Annotated in this window: 22 protein-coding genes and 1 tRNA gene; 6 read left to right on the plus strand and 17 right to left on the minus strand. The window is 50.6% G+C overall.

The genetic code is table 11. The features are described 5' to 3' along the window. The 4 genes from GX441_05510 to GX441_05525 all read right to left on the minus strand — a co-directional run. The coding region (locus GX441_05510) for an N-6 DNA methylase (protein NLI98102.1) at window positions 1-3425 on the minus strand (3425 nt) is incomplete at its 3' end. A gap of 114 nt (window positions 3426-3539) precedes the next feature. After that, window positions 3540-4952 (minus strand): insulinase family protein, encoded by a 1413-nt coding sequence (locus GX441_05515; GenBank protein ID NLI98103.1) that lies wholly within the window; start codon window positions 4950-4952, stop codon window positions 3540-3542. Beyond that, window positions 4945-6420, minus strand: coding sequence for an insulinase family protein (locus GX441_05520; GenBank protein ID NLI98104.1), 1476 nt, complete (start codon window positions 6418-6420; stop codon window positions 4945-4947). The genes GX441_05515 and GX441_05520 overlap by 8 nt, the downstream gene beginning before the upstream one ends. A gap of 157 nt (window positions 6421-6577) precedes the next feature. Continuing rightward, a tRNA-Met gene (locus tag GX441_05525) sits at window positions 6578-6651 on the minus strand. Between the two features lie 370 nt (window positions 6652-7021). Between GX441_05525 and GX441_05530 the strand changes: the two genes are divergently transcribed. After that, window positions 7022-9718, plus strand: a complete 2697-nt coding sequence (locus tag GX441_05530) for a M6 family metalloprotease domain-containing protein (GenBank protein ID NLI98105.1) — start codon at window positions 7022-7024, stop codon at window positions 9716-9718. Between the two features lies 1 nt (window position 9719). On the opposite strand, the gene GX441_05535 is transcribed toward GX441_05530, so the two are convergent. From GX441_05535 to GX441_05565, 7 genes are read right to left on the minus strand one after another with little or no spacing between them, the layout of a single operon-like run. Continuing rightward, complete coding sequence (locus GX441_05535) at window positions 9720-10760, minus strand: AAA family ATPase (protein NLI98106.1); 1041 nt, start codon at window positions 10758-10760, stop codon at window positions 9720-9722. Beyond that, on the minus strand, window positions 10760-11884 hold the full coding sequence (locus tag GX441_05540) for a peptidoglycan DD-metalloendopeptidase family protein (GenBank protein ID NLI98107.1): 1125 nt from the start codon (window positions 11882-11884) through the stop codon (window positions 10760-10762). Before GX441_05540 ends, GX441_05535 begins: the two co-directional genes overlap by 1 nt. Further along, window positions 11881-12738 (minus strand): hypothetical protein, encoded by an 858-nt coding sequence (locus tag GX441_05545; GenBank protein NLI98108.1) that lies wholly within the window; start codon window positions 12736-12738, stop codon window positions 11881-11883. The genes GX441_05540 and GX441_05545 overlap by 4 nt, the downstream gene beginning before the upstream one ends. Beyond that, window positions 12735-13385: an ABC transporter ATP-binding protein gene (locus GX441_05550; GenBank protein ID NLI98109.1), complete on the minus strand. Its 651-nt coding sequence runs from the start codon at window positions 13383-13385 to the stop codon at window positions 12735-12737. Before GX441_05550 ends, GX441_05545 begins: the two co-directional genes overlap by 4 nt. After that, complete coding sequence (locus GX441_05555; GenBank protein NLI98110.1) at window positions 13382-14344, minus strand: transketolase family protein; 963 nt, start codon at window positions 14342-14344, stop codon at window positions 13382-13384. Before GX441_05555 ends, GX441_05550 begins: the two co-directional genes overlap by 4 nt. Next, the gene (locus GX441_05560; protein NLI98111.1) at window positions 14317-15171 is read right to left on the minus strand and encodes a transketolase; all 855 of its coding nucleotides are present in this window, start codon (window positions 15169-15171) and stop codon (window positions 14317-14319) included. Before GX441_05560 ends, GX441_05555 begins: the two co-directional genes overlap by 28 nt. Continuing rightward, window positions 15172-16083: a 4-hydroxythreonine-4-phosphate dehydrogenase PdxA gene (locus tag GX441_05565; protein NLI98112.1), complete on the minus strand. Its 912-nt coding sequence runs from the start codon at window positions 16081-16083 to the stop codon at window positions 15172-15174. It lies immediately after the preceding gene. 60 nt (window positions 16084-16143) lie between these two features. Here GX441_05565 and GX441_05570 point away from each other — a divergent pair, with 60 nt between their 5' ends. The 5 genes from GX441_05570 (at window position 16144) to GX441_05590 (ending at window position 18983) form a co-directional block, all read left to right on the plus strand. Then, entirely contained in the window at window positions 16144-16629 is a 486-nt protein-coding gene (locus GX441_05570; protein ID NLI98113.1) for a methylated-DNA--[protein]-cysteine S-methyltransferase, read from the plus strand. Further along, window positions 16626-16781 (plus strand): hypothetical protein, encoded by a 156-nt coding sequence (locus GX441_05575; GenBank protein ID NLI98114.1) that lies wholly within the window; start codon window positions 16626-16628, stop codon window positions 16779-16781. The genes GX441_05570 and GX441_05575 overlap by 4 nt, the downstream gene beginning before the upstream one ends. 72 nt (window positions 16782-16853) lie before the next feature. After that, window positions 16854-17510: a hypothetical protein gene (locus GX441_05580; protein ID NLI98115.1), complete on the plus strand. Its 657-nt coding sequence runs from the start codon at window positions 16854-16856 to the stop codon at window positions 17508-17510. A 113-nt stretch (window positions 17511-17623) separates the two neighbouring features. Continuing rightward, window positions 17624-17974, plus strand: a complete 351-nt coding sequence (locus GX441_05585) for a hypothetical protein (protein NLI98116.1) — start codon at window positions 17624-17626, stop codon at window positions 17972-17974. 88 nt (window positions 17975-18062) lie between these two features. Beyond that, window positions 18063-18983, plus strand: coding sequence for a DUF4349 domain-containing protein (locus GX441_05590; GenBank protein ID NLI98117.1), 921 nt, complete (start codon window positions 18063-18065; stop codon window positions 18981-18983). A gap of 104 nt (window positions 18984-19087) precedes the next feature. Here GX441_05590 and GX441_05595 read toward each other — a convergent pair whose 3' ends face one another. From GX441_05595 to GX441_05620, 6 genes are all read right to left on the minus strand, one after another. Then, a complete protein-coding gene (locus GX441_05595; GenBank protein ID NLI98118.1) occupies window positions 19088-19693 on the minus strand; it encodes a DUF4389 domain-containing protein in 606 nt (201 codons plus the stop codon). 160 nt (window positions 19694-19853) lie between these two features. After that, window positions 19854-20096 (minus strand): hypothetical protein, encoded by a 243-nt coding sequence (locus GX441_05600; protein ID NLI98119.1) that lies wholly within the window; start codon window positions 20094-20096, stop codon window positions 19854-19856. 231 nt (window positions 20097-20327) lie between these two features. Continuing rightward, the gene (locus GX441_05605) at window positions 20328-20609 is read right to left on the minus strand and encodes a hypothetical protein (protein ID NLI98120.1); all 282 of its coding nucleotides are present in this window, start codon (window positions 20607-20609) and stop codon (window positions 20328-20330) included. Window positions 20610-20756: 147 nt separating this feature from the next. Beyond that, complete coding sequence (locus GX441_05610; GenBank protein ID NLI98121.1) at window positions 20757-22445, minus strand: FAD-binding protein; 1689 nt, start codon at window positions 22443-22445, stop codon at window positions 20757-20759. A gap of 8 nt (window positions 22446-22453) precedes the next feature. Continuing rightward, on the minus strand, window positions 22454-23191 hold the full coding sequence (locus tag GX441_05615; GenBank protein ID NLI98122.1) for a 4Fe-4S dicluster domain-containing protein: 738 nt from the start codon (window positions 23189-23191) through the stop codon (window positions 22454-22456). Between the two features lie 62 nt (window positions 23192-23253). Further along, window positions 23254-23595 carry a DUF559 domain-containing protein gene (locus GX441_05620; GenBank protein NLI98123.1) on the minus strand — a complete coding sequence of 114 codons (342 nt, stop codon included), beginning with the start codon at window positions 23593-23595 and terminating at the stop codon, window positions 23254-23256. Between the last annotated feature and the right edge of the window lie 24 nt (window positions 23596-23619).

Genomic DNA, 23619 nt, shown 5'->3' on the forward strand with positions numbered 1-23619 from the left:
GTTCGGATGGGAAGTTGAATGAGATATTGATAGATAAAGCGCAAGTAACCACCACGATAGGTAGATGAGATGCTCTTGTAGAACTGGGTAATGAGGCTTGAATTGAGGATACCTAAAAGGTATTTATCATCAGTGGGTATGATATAGGTTGTATTTACTGAATAGTATTTCCCTTCACAATCAAAAGTAAAATTCCCTCGTGGTGAGATGTCAGGGAGAATAATCTTCGGCTTATCGAATTCTTCGAAGTAATCAATGGAATCCTGGATTTCAAACCATTGGTATGAACCCGGTTTTCGACCTTTCCACTTCCCGTCCTTCTTTTCGTTCCATTCTTTAGGCTTCGGCTTGAGTTGGGTTTTGAAGGTTTCTAGATATCTCTCAATGGCTGGGTATTGTTTGATATTGATTCCTCTTCTAGTGAAAATCAAGTATCGCTCGGTTGATAATGTTCCATATCTTTTAATATCTGAACCCGCTAAGAATGGTTTGATTAACACTTTGTTCTTAGGGTCTTCTTTGATTAATCGCTTGCGAGTTTCGGCATCAATGACAAATGCCTCGTTGAGGCCAGTCAGAACGCCTCTGTATATTTTACCATTGACATATTCGCCAAGTGGTACTCCTGTGGTTTTGAGTTTTGAAAGCACCATCTCATCTTTTGAATCGGATAGTGACCAGCCTTCATCACTCAAATTAGATTGATTAACCTTGTATTTTAACTTCTTTACATAACTGGACAAATCATGAAAATCAAGTCTTTCAATTTTGGCTGCATCAAATTCTTTGTTTGGTTTTGCCTTTGTGACTTTTAATATGCACGGATATGTTGTCGCGCCTTCAAAGACTGGAAGATCGCCAAAATCGAGCAACTCCTCAATCCGCAATTTCTTCAACCAGCGCCTGAGAGGCTTTCCATAGTTAGCACGTAGCCATTTGTTAGCAACAATAAAACTGAACACCCCTTCCCCCCTAAGTATGCTTATTCCCTTCTCGATGAAATAAGCATAAAGATCAGCAGTCCCTGCATACACTTGGTATTTCTTTGCAAAGTACTCCTTTTGTTCTCCAAGCCCTTCCTGCCGCACATACGGCGGATTGCCAATCACCGCGTCAAAGCCGCCCTGCGGGCTCGAGGCATCCTCGACAGAGATGCAGATGGAGTTGAGCACCGGCTCAAGCTTCTCGCGGGAGACAAGGGGTTTAACTCCGGGAGGGACAAGGGGTTTAAACCCCTTGTCTAATAAACGCCCCTTGTCTAATGAGTGCTTAAGGTGATTGTTCTGCACGTAGTTCATCATATCAGTAAGCGCCTTATCGTCCTTTACAGGTTTGCGGTTGAATTTCTGCGCCCATACGTGCTGACCCTTTTCCCAGCCCTGCGCTTCCTGATAAGCCCTGGAACTATACCCCTTAATCTTGTGAACGAGTTCGTTAAGCTCCTCTTCAGATTCGGCGGCAATAATCATGTGAACGTGATCGGAAAGAACGTTCCAGGCCACCACCGGCACGTCGTGGCGACGGCAGGCTTCAGCAATCTTGGCGGCTATCAATAACTGCTCCTCCGGCGTGAATATAAAAGGCTCTTTCAGAGAGACAAGGGGTTTAAACCCCGGAGGGACAAGGGGTTTAAACCCCTTGTCTAATAAACGCCCCTTGTCCAATAGGCGCTGCGATATGCGCGAGTTGTGGGTCACGAAAGTCACAAGCCAGAGCTGGCGGCTTTTTCCCCGCATAATCTCGCCGAAGCCGTGCTCCTTGCTGTACCAGTCGAAAGCGTTTATGCGGCGCGATTCTTTGGTATCGAACAAATTGCCTTGCTCGTTATAAAAGTCGGGACCTATAAGCGAGTTGCCGCAGCGGATATTGCGGCTCAGGTCGGGCAGCAGCTTCTTTAGCCTTGCATCTCGGGCAAAGTCCAAAAGGTACTGGTGCGCGCTGGCCTCGGTCTCGTCCTGCAGGAGCTTGAGGTAGAGCGAAAGCTGGCAGACCTCCACCGCCTGCGGGTCAATATCCACGCCGTAGATATTGTTCAATAGTATCTCGCGCTTTTTTGCGAGCGTAAGGTAAAGCTTGCCGCCGCGCTCCACGCAGTCGGCCTTCTGCGCCTTATCGGGATGGTCGTTGTAGTAGTGGCCGTGGTAGTCCAGCAACAAATCGTACACGGCCAAAAGAAACGAACCCGACCCGCAGGCAATGTCGGCAAACCGCATTTTTGCAATCTCGGCGGGGGTCTTCCCCTCTATGAGTTTTCCGACCGTGTTGGCAACAATGTAGCGGACGATGTAGGAGGGCGTGTAGTAGACGCCGCCCGCCTTGCGAACCTCGGGCTTTTCTTCAACCCTGGCGCGCTTATCGGTGGCAACGATGACCTTGCCAAGAAAGCGCTCGTATATTGAACCGAGGATATGAATGGGGATTGAGTTGAAGTCGTAAGGCGAGTTGGCGTGCGCCAGGCTGTCGCGTATCTGCGAGAACGCCTTGTCGTCAACTTGAAAATCCTTGCTGTCCAGGATGTCGTGATGTTTGTAGACGATGCCGTTGTAGATGCCGTCGAGCCTGCGGCTGGCCGCGATGAAGTCGTGCCACGCCGAACCTTTCGCGCCGAAGTTTTCAACGAGACGCGCAGGCTCAATGCCCTTGTCCTCGAGGAACCGCAGGAACACGAGCCGGTCAAGCGTGCGCTGTGCTAGCTCTGTCAGCGTCTCGCTTTCAAGTTCGGGATTATTATTCTTGAAGTTCTTTGCGAGCGACATGCGGTGTTCGTCGAGTTCGGCGAGGAACGAGGAGTCAATGCTCTGGTAGCCGCCTGAGAATAACCCGCGCTGGACTGCTTTCCCGCGAGGCTTGGGTAGTTCGGCCGCCCGCTTCTCGATGGAGCCTTGCTCGACCGCCTCGTGCGAGAAGAGCCAGTATATCTTTGCGAACTTTTCCTTGTCCGTGTATTCTGTATAGTAATACTTCTGCAATACCTGATTCGTAGCGGAGCCGATGTCGGGCTTGTAGCGGCAGTCGAGGACAAGGAACTGCTCGAAGTCGGTGAGAACGGCAAGCGGCGTGTCGGAGTTCCATGCGTAGCGGATGAGCTGGAAACAGCTCTCCGGCGTCGCGATGTCAACAGAAGGCTTCTTTGCCTCGACAAGGAACTTGACGTCGTGGTAGTTTGGCGCAAGGTAGAAGGCGTAATCGGCCCGGCGCTGCTTGCCTTCTGTCGTGACGCTGCGCTCGACCTTCACCTCCTGCTCGTAAGGGTTGGTCTGCACGTCATGATTAACGTCCCAGCCGAGCGCCATCCAGAACTTATCTATGAAATCCTTGCGCGCCTGCGCCTCGGTGTACTTTGGGGATTTGTAGTGGTTCAGATTGCTTTCAAAAGCTTCAACAAGGGAAGCGACTTTCTGAAATGCAGCGTCAAACCCGCCCATAAAAGATATTATACTAAGCTCTTACGATGTCAAGCTGTGGCGCCAATATTATCACGAACAGGCTGGGTAAAAAAAGAGCCGGCCCTTGCGGCCGGCTCTGTGAATGAAGATATCTTAGTAGACCTCGGGGTCGATAACCACTACCTTGCCGAACTCACTGACGTTGCCGTCGAGGCCGGTCGAGTCTCCAAGAATCAGTATTATGAGGCTGTCGGGTTCAAGAAACCGCTCCGCGAATGCGGAGACGCTCTCGCGGCTCAAGGGTTCAATCTTTGCAGGCATCTTGTCCCAGAAATCTACGGGAAATCCGAACGCGGCGTAGTTCATCCGGCTTGAAAGAATCTGGCGCGGGTCCTCGTAGTATGCGGGAAATGTAGCAAGCCAGCTCTCCTTGGCCTGAACGAGCTCCGCTTCCTTTATTCCTTCTTTTTTGAGGTCCCTTATTATGCCGAGTATGAGCCTGGTCGCCTTTATTGTCGATGTAGACTTCGTAAGGCATAAGGCGGCGAAAGATCCGGGTGCGGTGTATCCCGACGATATCCAGCCGTAAGGCGAATACGACAGGCCGTACTGCTCCCTTATCGTCATGTTTATCCGCGACGTTCTGCTCGTGCCGTAAACCTCTGAAAGCATAAGAGCCTCAGGGTACTGCGGGTCGCTCGCAAGTATCCCGAGATGCCCAAGCCAGATGGCGCTCTGCACTGCACCGGGCCACTGAATGAAGTAGACCCCTGGTCCGGATGAATTGGATATGAGAGGATACGGCAGAGACGGTTCTTTTTCAGGTTCCTTCCAGTCGCCGAAGCATTGTTCGAGAAGCTCTAGCATAACCTTGGGGTCAAAGTCGCCCGAAACGCCAATCATGAAAAGGGAGGGTCGGTAGTTTGCCGCATGATACTCCTGCATGGCTTTCCGTGTAATGAGTTCAAGGCTCGAAGGCGTAATCTCGCGAGACCTCGGACTCTCCTTTCCGTAAAGAAGCTTGTAGAATGCGCGGCTGGCTATCTCTTCAGGTTCCGAGTTGCGCGACATGTATGCAGTAAGGTACTGGCGCTTGTTGAGCTCTATCTGAGACTTGGGAAGCGCAGGCTCACGTATTGCGCCCGCGACAAGTGGCAGGAGAGCGGGTACGCTTGAAGCAAGCAGATGAAGGTTGTATCTTGAGCTTTCATTTCCGGCTTCGCTTCTGAATGTCGCTCCTACTTTTTGAAGGCTGTCCTCGAACGCTCTCTTGGGAACCTTTTTGCTTCCGCCTTCTACTACTAGGTCGCAAAGCAGATCGGATAATCCCGACTCTTTGGGCGCAACACGGTTCTCCCCCGTCTTGACAAGGAAATCAATATCTACTAGCGGTAGCTCGTGGTCTTCCGAGAAGAAGACCTGTATGCCGTTGGAGAGCGTGAAGCGCTCAACGTTCTGGGGCGTGAACTCCAATGTAAGAGGAAACCGCATGGTGCGTGGATCTTTTTTTGCGCCTGCAGCGCATAACGTGGCTAGGAGAATTGATGCGACAATCTTTCTAGTCATTCTCCACCTCCAGGAGTCCGACGGTTCGATGGTCGGGGTTCAGGTACTTTTCAGCGGCCCGCATCAGGTCTTCGGAAACAAGCTCCTTCATCGCCTTGGGCCGCTCGAAGTTCCGGCGCCAGCCTCCCTCATACTGGTTCCCGACGGATAGAGTAGCGGCCATGCCCATGTTCGAAGAAAATCTGTCGTAAAGGCTCACCTCCCAGCGTGCGCGGGCGGCATCGAGCTCGTCCTGAGTAACAGGATTGGTTTTGAGCCCGGCAAGCTCCTCCAGAACCGCTTTCTCCAGATCGGCAGAGGTGTAGCCCTTCATGGGCGCTCCGTAGATTGTGAACGACCCGTCAAAGCGCAGCACCATGTGATAGGCACTGATGTAGCGGGCAATCTTGCGTTCCTCGACGAGTTTCCGGCAGAGACGAGATGTTCTTCCCGAACCCAGTACGCTTGCAAGCATCGAGAGAGCGTTCTCATCCTGATCCCATTTGGGAACCGTGCGGAACTCCATGCTCATCAGGGGCTGGCTTTTGGATTTCATCTCAATGCGCCTCGTGTTTTTCTGTTCAGGCTCTCTCGTTATCACTTCGGGAGGATCAGGTTTTTTGGGGATAGCAGCGAAGTATTCATCAATTACGGGAATAATCTTTTCTGCATCAACGTCGCCTACGATGGCTACGGTTATTTTCTGGGGCGCGTAGTACGTCGAGCAGAAATTCTCTACATCCCTGCGGCTCAGATGCTCAATATCGCTCATGTGGCCGATTATGGGCTGGCCGTACGGATGAGCCTTGTAACTTATGCTGTTGCACTCCTCCCAGAAGAGTCCGGATGGGCTGTTGTCCGTGCCCATGCGGCGCTCCTCCATTACGACGTCGCGCTCCTCGTAGAACTGCCTGAATACCGGATTCATGAGCCTTTCCGACTCCATGGCGGCCCAAAGCTCGAACCGGTTGGAAGGAAGCGTTACGATGAAGGAGGTGTTGTCGTAGCTCGTACCTGCGTTGAGCCCGCTTCCGCCGTTCAACTCATATATCTTGAAGAATTCTCCCTCGACGATGTAGGAGGCCGCTTTCGCCTTCTTCGCCTCGAAGTCGTCATGGAGTTTCTCGATATAGGCGGAGTCTGCATCAGAATCCTTCAGCCTCATGTATCTTTCGTATGCGGAATCCAGTTCCACCGTGGCTCTGTATTCCGCCTTGTAATCCCTTGTTCCTACACTTTTTGTTCCTCTGAAGGCAAGATGTTCTAAAAGATGAGCCACGCCCGTTTTGTTGGTGACTTCGTTTACCGAGCCTGCCTCCACGCTCATGACGCAGGAGAAAAGGGGCGACTCATGTCGCTCGAATATCAGGAACTGCATGCCGTTTGCAAGCGTGTGTTCTACAACCCTTGCCTCAAGGTCGCTCCACGTATCGGCTGTCAGGGGAAGAAAAATGAAGATAAGAAGCAGGCTTCCTGAAATAGTTTTCATACGTTACTCCTTTTGTTTCCGCTATATTATTCCGAAATCATGGAATGTAAACCTAAAAAAGGGAATATAATCTCTTGAGATGATTCGGATAGTTGAAAGGATGTATGTTTTTCCTTCCAAAAAAGACCCCCCGAAAGGGGGGCCTTAGGACACTAAGTAGCGGGGGCTGGATTTGAACCAGCGACCTTGAGGTTATGAGCCTCACGAGCTGCCAGACTGCTCCACCCCGCAGTGTGGGTTATTGTAGCTGGAAAAGTTGAAATGTCAAGAAAAAAGTCCATTCCGCACTGAAGAAAGAGCGTCAATAATGACGTTAACCTTTTAAGAACTGCCTGCAGTTCATCTTGTCAGGCAACCCTGTCTTTATGTCCTTATTCAAATATATTTCCGAAGAGGAACAATACATCTACGTACTTTACCTGACTTACTGAACTCCAACATATGAATGGCATCATACAATGGGGGACGTGAACAGGTCAGGACGTGTATTCTATAGTTACGTAGAGCGATTCGAAGCACGTTTCCAAAATCATCCCCGTAAGATGAAGGGGTGAATGTTCTTCACCTTGACACGCCTGAGCTTTCAATTAAACTTGAGGTTATGAAAAATATCTTGTCTGGAATACTTATTATGGTATCGGGGATGATAGCATCGAGCGCATACCCTGTCTCCCCCATGCCTTTAAGCGAGGAGTTAATTGAGGAGCTAAGGGCAACCGGCGAACTTGAATCGGTTGTCAATGCCCTAAAAACCTTCAACCAGCAGAGCTTGTTGACCATGATGCCGGCACCTGCGGCCCCCGTAACGTCGGGCTCAGGGGTCGCCATACTCGTGGATTTTGTCGATAACAAAGCGGATACGCTAAACCATCCGCCTGCAAAGTACGACACCCTTCTCTTCAGCGTAGGCAAATGGCCCACAGGAAGCATGAAGGATTTTTATATCGAGAACTCGTACGGTTTGTTCAAATTCACGGGCAAGGTCGCCCCGCCGCCTGCGAAGGGAAGAAAGTGGTACAGGCTTCCCGAAAGCTATACCTACTGGTCAGAAAACTACGGCTTTTCGCACTCGGGCGAGCTTGCAATAGCCGCAGCTCAGGCTGCTGATGCCGACATCGACTTCAGCCAGTTCGATAACGACGGACCCGACGCAAAGCCCAACTCGGGCGACGACGACGGGTACGTGGACGCCCTGTATGTCGTTCACGCAGGTCCTGGCTACGAGGAGAATCACTGCGGAAAGATATGGTCGCACATGTCCGGCACCGACTTTGAGACAAACGACAACGCCAAAAACGGCGGCAAGATACGAATCGGAAGGTACTCGCACCAGCCCGAGGAGCGCTGCGACGGCGCGCTAATCAACATGGGCGTCTACGCCCACGAGTACGGACACATACTGGGGCTGCCCGATTTGTACGACTACGGCTACGACGCGGAGGGCGCCGGACGCTGGACGATAATGGCTTCCGGTTCCTGGAACGGCGGCGGCGCCACGCCCGCCCATTTCGACGCATGGAGCAAGTCCCAGCTGGGCTGGATCGAGCCGGAGTTGATCAAGGACTATAAGGTAAACGCACCCATTCCTGCGGCAGAGTACACTCCCAAGGCCTACCGGCTCTGGACGGACGGCGATACGGTGCCCAGGCAATATTTTCTGGTGGAGAACAGGCAGAAGATAGGCCGTTTTGATAAAAACCTTCCCGGCGAAGGCTTATTGATATACCACGTTGATGATTACAAATGGAGCAACGACGATCAGTACATTCCGGGTGAAGGCTCCGCAGCCCTGCACTACCATGTAGCAGTCGAACAGGCGGACGGCAGGTTCGATCTTGAGCGCAACTCCAACCAGGGCGATCCAGGCGATGCGTTCCCGGGCACGAGTCTTCGCAAGGAGTTTGCGGGCTTCCTGCCTTATCCGACCAGCCGCGACTACCACGAGGAAGAAACCAAGGTTGCAGTGCTTTCGATAAGCAACTCTGACAGCGTCATGACCGCGAACCTGGATGTCGGACGGCATCTGCCTTATTTCAAGTTGGAGTCTTTAAGCCAGCAAAGCCCTGGAGCAGCGAGGATCGAAAAAGGCGAAACCGGTTCAATCTATATCACGCTGACCAACTCCTGGGGAAGAGGCGAAAACGTAGAGGCCGAACTTTTTATAGACAATCCCTACATCACAATTGGAAAAGCTACAAGCGTTATAGGTGCTGTAGAATCGGGAGAAACTGTTTCCAATAATTCGGATCCCTTCTCGGTTACGATCTCAGCGTCCTCACCGGGCTGCATAAAGACCGACGCAGAGATTGTATTGAGGGAATTGAATACCGGCGCGGAACAGAGCTTTACGGCCGAGATAGTCTTCGGCTGGCCCGGCGTCATTATCGTAAACGATGCCGACAACGACGATATTCTGTCGATGTACGAGGACGTACTCGACAAAATAGGCGTGCCTTACGAAATCGCTAATTCGGATGACCTCGATGGAATTGAGGAAATAGTCCTGAATCAGGGAATTCGTGATTCCGTTGTCGTATGGTTCACGGGCAAGAAATCGGAAACACTCGATGACGATGAGGAAGGGCTTCTTTCCGCACTCCTCGATAGCGGTGGAAAACTCATAATATCGAGCGAGAACCTTGGCGAGGAAAGGAGCGGATCCGCCTTCTACGACAACTACCTTCATGCGGAGTTCAGACACGCTAAAGAGGATGAGGTGCTCCTTGCAGGGACGCCCGGAAATCCTATTGTAGGTGAAGATGAAAAGATAGCCGTTCTGCCTTCATACTCGGATTCAAAAGACGCGGTATTCGGCCTCGAGGGTGCCGATGCCATACTCCAGTATTCCGACGGCGACGCCGGAGCGCTGATTGTCAAGAATGACACGTTCCAGGTCATTTATCTTGCCTTCCCGTTCGAGGGTGTCGGTGGGAATCCTTCCGTTGTCTTGTCGCAGGACGTATTGATGAAACGCTTCTTCGAGTGGTTCGGCTACCATATCGGCGTATCGGAACCGGCTGGACCAGGGAGCATGAAGAATGAAGCAACACTCCTTTCCTCTATCGTCTCGGGCTCAGATAAGGTTCTTATGAACATCGCAGTATCATCGGACATAAATCTGCGCTTTGCCCTGTACGACGCTTCAGGAAAGAGAATATCCAGTAAAAATCTCGGCATGCTACAAAGAGGCGTCCACAGACTGGAAATAACTACGGCTCCGCTACCTTCAGGCGTTTATTTCGCGACGCTTGATACAGGTAACTCCGTCTGCAAAGAACGCTTCGTTTTAATTAAATAGGCTAGCCGCCCAGCTTAAGGGACGTGAGGTATTCGTAAAGAAAGAGCGAAGGTGTAGGGTTCAGTATTACGCGACCGGACATCCTCTGGGTCAGGAGAATGTTTTCGAGCAGCGAGGGATGCGGAATACGCTGTGAGAGATTTGAAACAATCGAATCGAGCCTCTTCCAGCGCGGCCTGCGGCCGGTCTGCGACCTCAATACCCACTTGAATACAAGCATGAATGAGCCGATGATGACATCCAGTCCGGCCCTGTAGCCGAGCTTCTCCATGAGTCTGATTCTGTCTATTTCGGAAAGCGAGCCCTCAAGAAAAGCCATAACGTCTTCCGAGATAACGCTTGACTTGTCCGAGAGGAAAAGCAACGCGCGCTTGAGGTTGCCCGACGAGAAATCGGCTGCAGTGACAGCTTCGTCCTCACCGAAGCCCCTGTCAATTAAAACGTTCTTGACTTCCTCGTCCTCAAGCATATTGAACCTGACCATCTTGCATCGTGACCGGATGGTTGCAGGAAGGGAAAAAGGCCTCGAAGTGGTCAAGATGATTACGCTGTCGGCCTGGGGCTCCTCCAGAGTCTTGAGAAATGCGTTCGCGCCCTCGTCACGGACGCGGTCGAAATCGAATATCATCACTACCCTGCGGTTAAGCACGCGCGGAGGATAAAGCATCTCCTTGCGGAGCTCGCGGATTCGCTCGATTGAAACCACCCATGAAGGGTTCGGATCAGGCGAGATACTGCCCAGAGTGTAGCTTGACCTTTCTCCAACGAGGTCGGCAAGCCAGGATTCCTTTCCTGACTGGGGCTCAGCCTTGAACGGGAAAAGAACTGCCACATCGGGATGGGAAAGCGAAAAAATCTCTTGCGCCGCGCTCGGCGAATTGATTGAAGCCGCGAAGAGAAGGGCTGCCGTTCTCTTCCCCACTCCGTCCGGACCGTGAAATATGTATCCCCCCCTTGGAGAGAGCGCCGCTTTTTCGAGGAATGAAAGAGCCTGCCTTTGACCCGAAAGCATCCTGAGTACGGATGAGTTGGCTGCCTGCATTACTTCAGATAGTCAATCGGGTTGCGAGAAGACGTTCCCTGCCTGATCTCGAAGTGGAGATAGTCGGATGACGAACCGAGAGTCTGCCCCTGCGATACCGACTGGCCGTTCTTTACGCTGATGTTATCCAGGTTGCCGTAGATGGTGTAATAGCCGTCCTGGTGGTCAACGAGTACGAGGAGTCCGTAACCGCTCAAGTTCTCGGCGTACACGACCTTGCCCTTGTTTATGGCTTTCACGGTCTGGCCACCCGAACAGTCTATATCTATACCGTCGTTCCTCGTCTTCGTGTTGTATCTCGGGTGAACGTTTATGCCGTAGTTTGAGACTATTTTATGGCTCGTTACCGGCCACGGCATGCTGCCTCTCCCCTTTTCAATAACGGTGCCTGCAGGCTGCCGCGTGGGAGATGATGAGCTCTTCTGATCCATTGTGGCCAGAAGCCTTTCCAGCTGCCTTCTTTTTTCCTCGAGTTCATTGACTAGCTTCTCTTTAGATGCCGCCGAGCCTTTGATTTCGTTGAGCCTGCCCTCCTTGGACCGTCTTGCTGCAACAAGAGAGTCCTCCGCATCCTTCTTTTCGGAAAGAAGCGCCACCAGCTCGTTGTTGTATATCTTAAGGCTCGTCTTGCGGGAATCTATCGCGTCCTTTGCAGCCAGAAGCTTCTCGAACAACCTCTCCTCCGCTCGGGCGGCGTATCTCGTGAAGTAGATGCGGTCGTACACCTCGGCTGCGGATTTCGCCCCGAATATCAGCTCCAGGTCGTAGTACTGGCCCCGCTTGTATATGGAAAGAAGCCTTTGTCTCAGATTATCCTTGCTTCCGGATATCTCGACCTCGAGCCGCGAGACCTCCCTCTCCAGCGAATCTATCTCATGTCCGGTTGCCCTTGACGAAGCCTCGAGTTCTGCTATCAATTGTCTTGAAAGCTTCACCTGTTCACTCAAAAGGTCAATCTCCTGAACTACTCCCTTCTCCTGCGTTTTGAGAGAAGCTATCTCTTTTCTTACCGCACTGAGCCGGGAGCGGATGTTGTCCAGTTCCTTCTCCCTCTGCGCCCTTGACTGGGGCATCACGAGAAACGGAAAGAGTAAAACTGTGAGCCAGACTGCGAGGCGCTTCACGTCCGCTTCAGTTTGAAGGCGTCAATTGCAAGACCTGAGCCAAGCCATCCGAAGAGGACGCCGAGTCCCGCAAGAATTATGGCAATTTGAAGAGCCGGAAACCCGACGCCTAGATGGAGTCTTGCCAGGAGCGTATGCAGAACGAACACGATAACGTAGGAGATGATGCTTGCGAAGAAGCCTGCGTATATTCCCTCTATGACGTAAGGCGCCCGCAGAGTCCGCGGCGTAACGCCCATAAGCCAGTATATATCGATGATTCTGCGCCTGTCCAGTATAGCGAACCGCGTGGCCAGCATGGTCACGAGAACGGCTGAAAATCCAACAAGAAGAAGAATGAAAAAGTCGGCTCCCAGGATAACATATAGGAAGGTGTTGAGCCTTGATAAGAGGTTGCGGTCTATCCATACCTCCTCCACGCCCTTGAACAGCTTGAGCTTCTGTTCTAGCGCATCTAGCTTGGCTCGAGTGCGGTACTCGGGTGTTAGCCTCAAGCGTATGGATGGCGGAAGAGGGTTGGAGTCGAGTATATCAAGGAGCCTTGCGTCCCTTCCCAGCTCCAGTTTGAACTCGCTGAGCGCCTGCTCGCTCGTTACGGCTGAGCCCGAGGAAACACCCTCGAGGTTCGATATCTCTGAAAGAAGCAGGCCGGAATCCGCGTCATTAGAGAGGAAAATGACCGCCTCAAGCCTCTCCTCTACGGATTTCTTGAAATCCAGAAGGTAGAAGGTTCCGAGTGCGAATACGCCAACGATGGAAAGAACGACGGCGAAGATGGCGCAGGCGGCAAACGAAACCCTGCGTCCCTTGAAAAAGAGATTGGTCGCCTCCTTGAGAACGAAACCGGGGTTCATGAGAGTCCTTCCTTGCTCAAGGCAAGAACCCTGCCCGGCAGAAAATGCAGTACTTCGTGAACGTGGCTCGCGGCAAGAATCGTCATCCCTTTGTGATTGACCTCTCCAAGAAGCTTGAGCATCTCCCGCTCCTCCTTCTCGTCAAGCGCCGAAAAAGGCTCATCCATTAGCAGGATATCAGGCTCCTTTGCAAGGGCGCGGGCAAGCGCAATCTTCTGCCGCTGTCCTACGGACAACTCGTAGGGGCAGCGCTCCTGATAATCGGACATGCCCACCCGTGCCAGCCAGTCTCCGGCTCTGAGAAGGGAATCTTTTTTTGAAAAACCAAGCGCCCTCAGGATGAAGCTTATGTTGTCAATGGCAGACCTGTCATCGAAAAGACGGATATCTTGAAAAACCAAACCCAGCCTTTGTCTCAGCTTCGATAGAGGCTTTTCCTTGAGCGCATGTATATCTTCATCGAAGATGAAGACTTTTCCTTCGGTCGGTTTTTCGGCACCCCATATTGTCCTCAGGAGTACGCTCTTCCCTACCCCTGTCGCGCCTATAATCCATATCCATTCGCCTTTTTCAACACGAAGGGTTAATCCTTCAAAAACGCGCTGCTCCGGCGGGAAAACCTTGCTTAATGCTTCAATCCGTATCATGTACGGCGTCCAAGTATTTCCTTCACGTTTGAAGCCAGCTCCTCGGGCGTGAACCCGAAGTATTCCATAAGCTCGTCGCATGAACCCGATTCTCCGAACCTGTCCTTTACGCCTATCTTTGCGAGTCTGGTGGGTCTTTTTTCCGCAAGAAGGGATGCGACCGCATCGCCCAGACCGCCCACAACGGAATGCTCCTCAGCCGTGATAACAAGGCCGGTTTTTGACGCGGCGGCAAGCACGGCGTCCTCGTCCAGAGGCTTCACCGTATGCATGTCGATGACCCCTGCAGATATGCCCTCGGAAGAAAGGAGTTCGGAAGCCACGAGTGAGGGCCAGACGAGCGAGCCTGTGGCGATAAGGACGGCATCGGTTCCTTCGCTCAGCACCTTGGCCTTACCAATCTTGAATGTTTCGTTCTCGTTGTAAATCCTCGGAAGATTCGGCCTTGTAAGTCTCATGTAGGAGAGACCCTCGTGCCCTGCAAGCTCCATGACAAGTGCATAGGTAGCTATATCGTCCGCAGGCGCGATGACGGTCGTTCTCGGAATGATTCTCATCAGGGCCATATCCTCTATAGCCTGATGGGAGGCGCCGTCTTCGCCTACCGTTATTCCGGAGTGCGTGGCTACGATGTTGAGGGTGACGCCTGAATAGGCAGCCGAGTTGCGGACCTGCTCCCATGGCTTGCCCACCGCGAACATGGCGAAGGTCGAAACGAACACGAGCTTGCCGGTGGTTGCAAGGCCCACGGCGGTGTCTATCATATCGGCCTCGGCTATGCCCATATTGAAGAAACGGTCGGGAAACGCCTTGCGGAATCTTGCCGTCTGAGTCGACGACGAAAGGTCGGCGTCAAGAACGACTACATCCCTGCGCTTGCGTCCGAGCTCGAGCAATGCCTCAGAATAAGCCTTGCGCAGGGAAAACTTTTCTACTCCTGAAGTTCCGCCAGAGCCCATTTTAACTCCTCATCGGTAGGCGCCCTACCGTGAAATTCGAGATTGTTTTCCATGAAGGACACGCCCTTACCCTTAACCGTTCTTGCTATTATCGCTGTCGGGCAACCTCTCTGTTCCGATGCGAATCTGAACGCTGAAAGCAACTGGCTGAAATCGTGACCGTCTATAACGAGAACGTGCCACCCGAATGCCCGGAACTTTTCGTCAATCGGATCTATGTTCATCACTTCCGCTGTAGAACCGTCTATCTGCAAGCCGTTCTTATCGACGATTGCAGTGAGATTCGAGAGCTTGTAGTGGGAAGCGCTCATCGCAGCCTCCCACACCTCTCCCTCCTGGCACTCTCCATCACCCAGGAGAGCGTATATGCGGGACGTAAGGCCGTCAATCCTTACGCCGAGCGCCATTCCGTTGGCTAGCGAGAGTCCGTGACCTAAGGAGCCGGTGCATATCTCGATGCCTGGAGTGCTCACGCAGGGATGGCCCTGAAGGGGCGAACCAAGCCTGCGCAGCTTTTCAAGATAATCCCTTGGGAAGTATCCGCAGTCCGCGAGCACTGCATAAAGCGCAGGCGCTCCATGCCCTTTGGAAAGGACGAAACGGTCCCTTTCGGGCCAGGAAGGGTTTTCCGGCTTGTGTTTCATGACGTGATAGTAAAGAACTGTAAGGATATCGATAGCTGAAAGGGAACCGCCTGTATGCCCTGACTGCGCCTTTGAAAGCATAACGAGTATATCGCGCCTGAGCTGGCGGGCTTTCGCCTTGAGATTCTCGATGAGTTCTAAAGGCGGCTTGTCGTGAGGGAAATCGAAATTCTTTTCGTTCATCTAGTTCCTCACAAGCTTTTCCGCCATGCGGATAGCCGCCAGCATACTCGAGGGGTCGGCTTTATCCTTGCCTGCTATGTCGAATGCGGTCCCGTGAAGAGGAGACGTGCGCACGAAAGGCAGACCCCAGGTTATATTCACGCCTTCACCTGAAGCAAGGAACTTTGCAGGTATCATTCCCTGATCGTGATACTGGACAAGAAAGCCGTCGAAGTTTTGTATATTAAGATGAATCGTATCCGCCGGGAAAGGACCGCAAGCATCAATGCCTTCATTTCTTGCCCCGGCAATCGCTTGAGCTATAAATTTCTCCTCGCCTTCTGAGAACTCTTCAGCATGCGGATTAAGAGCGGTTACGCCTATCTTTACCGGTCTTGAATGATAGAAGGCCAGGAAATCGTTATAAAGTCTGAGCTTTTTGTAAACCTGCTCGGCGGTAATAGATTCGGAGACCGAGGAAAGACTCAGATGGGTTGTTACGAATGCAAACGACGCGTAGGGTGAATGGGCAATCATAAGGACGTCCGTAACCCCCAGAGCCTGGGCAAGATACTCCGTATGCCCCCTGAAGGAAGGAAAAGACATTTGTACTGCCTGCTTGCTGACAGGGCATGTAACCAGGGCATCGATTGCGCCGTTTTTTATGAATTCAATTCCTTTAACCAGAGCCGCCAATGCAGCTTCCCCCGCATGCTGCTGTACCTTACCGTACTCGAACTCGAAGTTTCCGGTGTCTACAACTCGCGGAAGTGTGAAGGTTCGGGATAGCATCATCTGCGTTGCCCTAAGAATACTCAAAGGGCCGATGATTGTCAAATTATTGAGCTCTCGCGGTATCCTGTCCAGAGCCTTGATGACAATCTCAGGGCCAATTCCAGCCACATCGCCAAGGGTTATCCCTATACGAGCCACGTATATATTCTATCCAATTTAGGAAAAAGGGCAAGCCTAATTGACGGGAATAAAAAGCGGATTATACTTAACTTCGTGGAAAGATACCTGTTTTCATCGAAATGGCTTAGCCTCGAGGTTGTGTGGAGCGGGGGCAGGGCGGTTCGGATTAATCTTAATCCCAAAAAAGGAAATCATGCCTCCAATCCTCCCGAAGAAGTATCCTCATTCTTCAAACAGCTCGAGTCTTATCTTGAGGGCAATAGGGTTAACTTCAAACTGCCGCTCGATTTTTCAAAGGCTTCCGGGTTTGGAATCAAGGTGCTCGAGGTGCTCGGCCGAACGGATTGCGGCGAAACGCTTAGCTACGCAGAACTTGCCGAGCGCGCTGGCTATCCGAAAGCGGCGCGCGCCGTTGGAAGAATAATGGCCAAAAATCCGTTCCCGATAGTGATACCGTGCCACAGGGTCATTGGGAAAAAAGGCGGTCTTGCGGGCTTTGCCGGAGGGATTGAACTCAAAAAAAGATTACTAGAACACGAAAGCGGGATGACTAAAAGGCTATGACCGAAGCGAGGGAGAGAGGTTTCTTCATAAACCTGGCAATTACTGTATGCGCGGCATCCGTTTTTCTTATCGCGCTCTTTGTTTTGAGATCCATCGAGGGCTTACGCTACATTCACATCGATTTAATAATAAAAGCCTTTCTTAGACTCTGAATAAAGGTTGACGTTTAACTCTCCCTGACCGTCAAATTACCATAGACAACTCATGATCCAAGGAGGCTAATTATGAGAAGAATCTTTCTGGGGTTCCTTTTGCTTTTGGGAATAACCCTCTACGGGTGCTCTTCCAGGAAAAACATCAAGGAGAAATCCTGTTCGGAAACGGCAAGTATCATGATCATCAAGCAGGACGGTGACAGTCTCTCTCTCAGGAAACATATTATCCTTAACGGCCCTGAGCTGACCCTTATGATGGATACACTTGTTGGTGATTCGGCTATTCTGTACGGCTTTGATGGGCTGACGTTCCTTGAAGGCGAATACGATTCGATGACCAAAAAGTATAAAATAATAATCAAGAGCGATACAGCGGATACTATCATTATTCCCATGATTGAAGGGCTCACAGGTTACCGCATTGAAAATGATAAGTGCATACTGGGCAAAGACACGATACTCATAGACAAAGAGCTGCTCAACGGAAAGAATTTTCCGACATTCGTAATCGAGGGAAATAAGTACATCGTCGGCAAGGATACGTTCCTGATGCCCAGATTCGAGGGCGATATCGTTATCATGAACGGCGACACAATAAAACTCGACAAATTAGAACTCGAAAAAGGAAAGTGCAAAAGCATCAAGATAATAAAGAAGATAGATGGCGACTCTACTGAGGTTGAAGTCGAAATCGAAGGCAAGGAATTAAAACCGGACGAAAAATAGTGATAGCCCGATAAACCTTATACCTCAGCCGGTCGCACGACCGGCTTTTCTATTGACAGAGGTTGATTTGTGGAGTAAACTTTGCAAGGAATCAAAAACCATAGGAGAAAAAGATGAAGAACATATTCTTAATTGCTCTTGCAGTAGTGTCATTTGGTTTCATGGCCTGTTCCGGACCAAATTTTGCCACAATCAAGATATACAACGATAACGATCTGCCTGTACCTTTCAATCTCTCGTATAAAAGCAATGTAGTCGACACATCCGGAATTGAAAGTTACGCCCCCAAGGAATATCAAATCGATGTCTATCCGAAAGGGGACAAGGTTTCGGCAACCGTATGGAAAACGTCACTCGACCAGAATGAACTGAAGATCGAATTGTACTACAACGGCAAACTGCAGGATATGGAAAAAACGTCCAGTATTCTGCTTCCGGCATACGTCGAATTCACAATAGAATAAACCTGCGATAGCTCGAATACGGGGAATAATAAGGGATTTTTAGGGTATAGTTTTGTATAGCAAAAGCAATTCCTAAAAGGAGGCTTGAATGAAAAGATTTTTTCCGCTCTTTTTGATTCTCGTTGCGCTCGTAGGCACGTTAGCATGCAAAGGTAAAACTCAAAACCAAGTCAACGAAACATCGAAGCTTCAACAGATGAAAGACCGCTATTATTCCTATAGCGGATCAGCGGATGAGTCCAAGCCCGCGCCCGCCGCATCCGGTGGTAAATCTGAAGTGCAGATGCTGCGTTCAACAGGCGGAACGAGCGAGGCTTCCGACCTCGACCTTCCTGCGAGCAGGATGGTCATCAAGACAGGATCTTTGGGTATCAGGGTTAAGGATGTTGATAAGGCATACTCTCAAACGCTGATGCTTGTCGAAGCCAAAGGCGGCTACGTGCAGAGCGGCACGGTCTCGGAATCCGGAGGCGCAAGGGCAGACCTGACAATAAAGGTTAATCCCGAAGGGTTTCTCGCTCTCGTCAGCGCTCTTGAGGAGCTGGGGAATGTTGAAACCAAGACCATATCGGGCCAGGACGTGACCGAGGAGTACTACGATCTTTCTGCGGAACTCGAGACGCAGCTCGAGATGAAGGCGCGCTTCTTTGAATTACTCAAGCAGGCGAAGAATGTAGATGAGGCAATCACGGTCGAGCAGCAGCTTGAACGCATCGGCTACAACGTAAACCGCATCAAGGGCCGCATGAAGTATCTTGAGACGATGGTCGGCGAATCCACCATTACCCTTTCCCTTTACAGCGAGTCAAGACCCGTATCCGAACCCTTCATAAACTGGTCAGAAGTCGGACACGGCTTCGTGGTTGCTGCAAGGGTACTCGTCAACATCTTCATCGCCATACTTTACGCACTAGTTGTTCTCATACCGCTCGCCGGAATCGGATTCCTTATCTTCCTTCTCGTTAGAAGCATCATCCGCTCAAGAAAAGCCAAAAAAACAAAGTCGTAAGTTTAACTAAAAGCGAACCACTTAAGGCCCCGGGTATCCGGGGCCTTAAGTCTTTTGCCAAAAAAAGAGGCCGGTAACCGGCCTCAAAATATTTGCTAAACGTATTATTCTTTGCCGTTGAAGGGCGGGTACTTGTCGGTCATATAGTTCATATAAGCGCCAACCCTGAGCATCCAGCGATTGTAGTTCACCACGAAGTTGAACATACCCTGGGGATACTTGCCCGTGAAAAGGATTGCCCACCATGCGATGAAGCTAATAAATCCTACGGCGATGGCAAGGAACATGAGAATAAAGTAATGGGGCAACGCACAATAGAGAGCGCCGAAGAAGAGACGAAGTATAAGAATACCGCGCGACAGCTTCTCCGGGTAGTCTATGTTATAATGAACCGGGTTTCCTTCAACCTCTTTGGTGGAGAAGGGAGGATACTTGTCGGTCATATAACCCATGTAAGCCATAACGCGCTGCATCCAGCGCTGGTAGCCCACCACGAAATTGAACATACCCTGGGGATACTTGCCCGTGAAAAGGATTGCCCACCATGCGATAAAGCTCACGAATCCTACGGCTATTCCGAGAAAGCCCAGGATAAAGAAGTGAGGGATACCGACATAGAGCCAGCCAAAGAAAAGACGCAGAATCAGTATGCCGCGCGATAGCTTCTCTGGGTAGTCTATGTTAAAGTGAAGAGGATGATCTGTACTCAATGCAACCTCCGTTGAAATTGAAGTGTTAACACGATGCGGCATTTTATACAAAAACTCACACTCTGTCAAGGACTTATTTATCAGATAAGGTGTGTTTTACCTGATTATAAAATCTGACTCATTACCCCAAAATCTCGGATATTTGTAAAGTATATGGATACTAAACTATGCCTCCGCCCAGAATGAGCCTTATAATTGCAATTACTAAGACCAATATAGATATGACGAATCCCGCTATTGCCACGCCTGATCTTTTCTTTTTCGCAATAGGAATTATTCCGAAGATAAATCCCAATAAGCCGAAGATTAAGGCAATCCAGTTAAGGACTCCGAGCAGTGGAATGAGCCCTACGACTCCTATTACGAGACCGATGATTGAGAGTATCAAACTTGCTACACCCATTAAACCTCCTAAATTTAATCTTTTGAAGTTCAAAAACCCAATCCGATAAGACTTGTGCGTCGGATTATTATAGGGACACCCCTTTTTTTGTCAACTACTTGTGACTCTAAGATTCTCGAATTCTTTAAAATTACCTGACACAAACTTCCAAGACGTGTCCTATATCTCAATCCGTTAGGGTTTCCCTTAAATTTCGAACGAAGATCTATCTAAAAAAATCACTCAGCTTTTTCAATATGTGAATCTTACCAACTGCATGGGTATCAGCCAAAGGATTAGTAAAACCGTCGCAAGCAAAACAAGTATGGAGATTACAAAACCTGCAACCGCCACTGAAGACTTTTTCTTTCGTACGATAGGGATGATCCCAAGAATGAAGGCTAATACACTGAGTGCTGGTGCCGCCCAGAAAAGGATCCTGCAAAAAACGTACGGTGCAAAACCGCTGAATCCTATGCTTACAACCAAGCAAACCAACGATGCAATAGCGGTCACAAAACACGTAATGCCCATGAATCCTCCTTTACTGTCGATGCTTACGTTAAGCCGTGGGAATAGATTAATTAAATCATAAAAAATATTATTTAAAGCATTTGAAGTTACGAGATATCTCACCCCTCTTTAATCGTTAATCTATGAGACTTAAAAGCCAATCGCCAATCAGACGAAGGTTCCGAAGAAAGGGTCGTAATCCTTGCGGTGCTTCTTAAGAAGGTCCGGATTGCGGTATTCGGGAATAAGTATCGGAGCATGCGATGATTCCGGGATACCTGCCTTTTCAAGCTCCTTGCGGAACGCACGCACGTGATCGAGGTGGAGCTTTGCAGGAGGCTTGACCATGAGGGATTTTGCCCTTTCGGCAGCCGCTATGCCTGAGCGCCTGCCGAACACGTTGTAGTCAAGTACGGAGTTGCCCATGAGACGGTTGCGGCCGTGCACCCCGCCCGTAACCTCGCCAGCGGCAAAAAGACCAGGAATGGTTGATTCGGTCTTGGCATTAATCTCTATGCCGCCGTTCTGGTAATGAAGGGTGGGATATACTAGCATAGGTTCGGAGTTTATGTCGATACCGAAGCGCTTGTACTGCCGCATCATGGCTGGAAGCAAAGCCTCTATGGCTCCAGGTCCGTTGAGCAGGTTAACTATAGGCGAATCGAGCCATACCCCTACCTTTCCCGTAGGAGTCTCTATTCCCAGGCATCGCTCGGTAGCCTCACGAATGAATGCGGAAGCTTCTACGTCGCGGGGTTCAAGCGGAAAAACGAACAACTCGCCTTCGCTGTTTACGGGCTGGCCTCCCAGACCGCGAACCTTCTCAGTGATGAGGAAACCGAGTATCTGCTCGGGGAAAACGGCGCCCGTTGGGTGATACTGGACAGAATCCATGTAAAGGAGCTTGGCTCCGGCGTGGTAGGCCATCACAAGACCGTCTGCAGTAGCGCCGTAATGGTTTGTAGTTGCAAAACCCTTGATGTGCAGACGTCCGTAGCCGCCAGTCGACATGATGACCGAACGTGCACGCACGACCTGGTACTCCTCGGTCTCCATGTTGTAAAGAAGGGCTCCGGCGGCTTCGCCTTTCTCGTCCAGAAGGAGCTCGACTGCGGGCGAATATTCGACTATCGTTATCTTGTCCGGGTGGTTCTTTACCTCGTCACGAAGAACGCGCTGAATCTCGGCGCCTGTATAGTCTCTGCAGGACATCATTCTGCAGCGTGAAGTTCCTCCGCCCGATTCCGTCTTGATTCTTCCATCCTTCTCCTTGTCCCACATGACGCCTAATTCTTCGAGGTAGGCGGCAATCATAGGACCGTCCATGGTCAGGATCTCGACGAGCTCGGGCCTGTTGTCGAAATGCCCACCGCCTATCGCGTCGAGATAGTGAATGGCTGGGTTATCGTGAGGATTCACGGCGGCCTGCATGCCGCCCTGCGACATCATGGAGTTGGAATCTCCAACGCGAAGCTTGGTAACAAGAACTGACCGCAGACCGGCGTTTGCAACCTGTATCGCGGCCATGCACCCTCCTCCTCCTGCTCCTATGATTAAAACGTCCGTATCGTAATCCGGCTTGGAGAGGTCGAATGCATCGGGGTTTATACGCGGGTAGGATTCCAAGAGGTCTACGACCCTGGAGGTCATCTGCTCGTTTTTATTAGGGCCGATACGTATTGGCTTGCGTGCGTCTAGAGCATAGTCGGGGTGGAATTTATTGAGAACCTCTTCGCGCTCGGCAAGCGTCATAGCTTTGACTACTTCACGTCCAGCCTTGGCCTTCTCAAGCCTAGCCTGTCTTGTAGCCCTTACCTTTTCCAGCGAAGGCTGCATGTATTCAGGATATCCGCTCATCATGCCTCCTAGAAGACCTTGAAGTCGAGTTTGCGTTCTGAGTAGCGCTTCTTAAGCTCATCCTTAGTAATCTTCTTCATCTCGCCGATCTCTTTCTCAAAATTACCGTCCTTGAGTTCTGCAATGCGTTCTTCAAGATGTCTGGAGCGCGGGAGAAGGTATCGTCCGGTAAGACGTCTTGCAAGAAGCGCAATGTTGTACTGCACCATCTCAGCCGGACAGCGAACGGCGCAAAGGCCGCACATAATGCAGTCGAACGAAAGATCGGCGGCTCTGGCAATATCTCCCCTCTTTACCGCCTGGATATATTCCATTACCTCTATCTCCTGCGGGCATGCCTTGGTGCAGGTATTGCAGGCCACGCAGCGGAAAACCTCCGGGTAGTAGCGCTGGATGGAGGTGATATCGGGCTTGAGCCTGGCGATGTCGTAGAGAGCCTTTACGGCCGGCGAGAACGGTATCTGAACGAGATACATATTCGGCTGAACGACCGTCTGGCAGCCAAGACCTGTCTTAAGCTTGTAGTCGCCTTCGAGCCGGTAGATGGTGGCGCATGCGCCGCAAAAGCCTTCGCGGCAGCCTATTGCCTTCTTGAACTGAAAGCCGACATATTCCATCGCTGTTACAATAGTCATAGAAGAGGGCACAAAGAACCTCTTGCCGTATATGTATACCGGGATTAAATCTTCGCTGGGCTTGTCATCCGGACACGCTGGACCAGCCTCAACTTTCGGTTTAACTTCCATAACATCTTTAGTTTTCTTAGCCATAGCTGTAATGATAGGCGATGGCTAAAAAAAGTCAAGGATTAAAAGATAACTCGTAAGGAATCGACTTTTTGTTTTATCTCGGTAATAGCATCGTCAATATTACTCATTATTTCGTTATCCCAGAACCTCAAGACCATGAATCCTTGCGAGATAAACCATTCGTCCCTTTTTTTGTCTTTGTCTGATCCAAGATGCTCAGCACCATCAACCTCGATTATCAGCTTTACATCAAAATCTACAATGTATTTCTCAAAGGGATACTGCCGCCTGAACATAACACCTGGTTGTTTATGGTTAAAACGTTTCCAGAGCTTATTCTCCGCATCCGCCATGTTTTTACGCAATGCTTTTGATAGAGGAGTACGTTTCCTTCTCATCATTTAAATGCAAGTGATTTAAGCATT

This window comes from bacterium, from assembly GCA_012517375.1.
Classification (GTDB): domain Bacteria; phylum Hydrothermota; class Tepidihabitantia; order B3-TA06; family B3-TA06; genus JAAYVC01.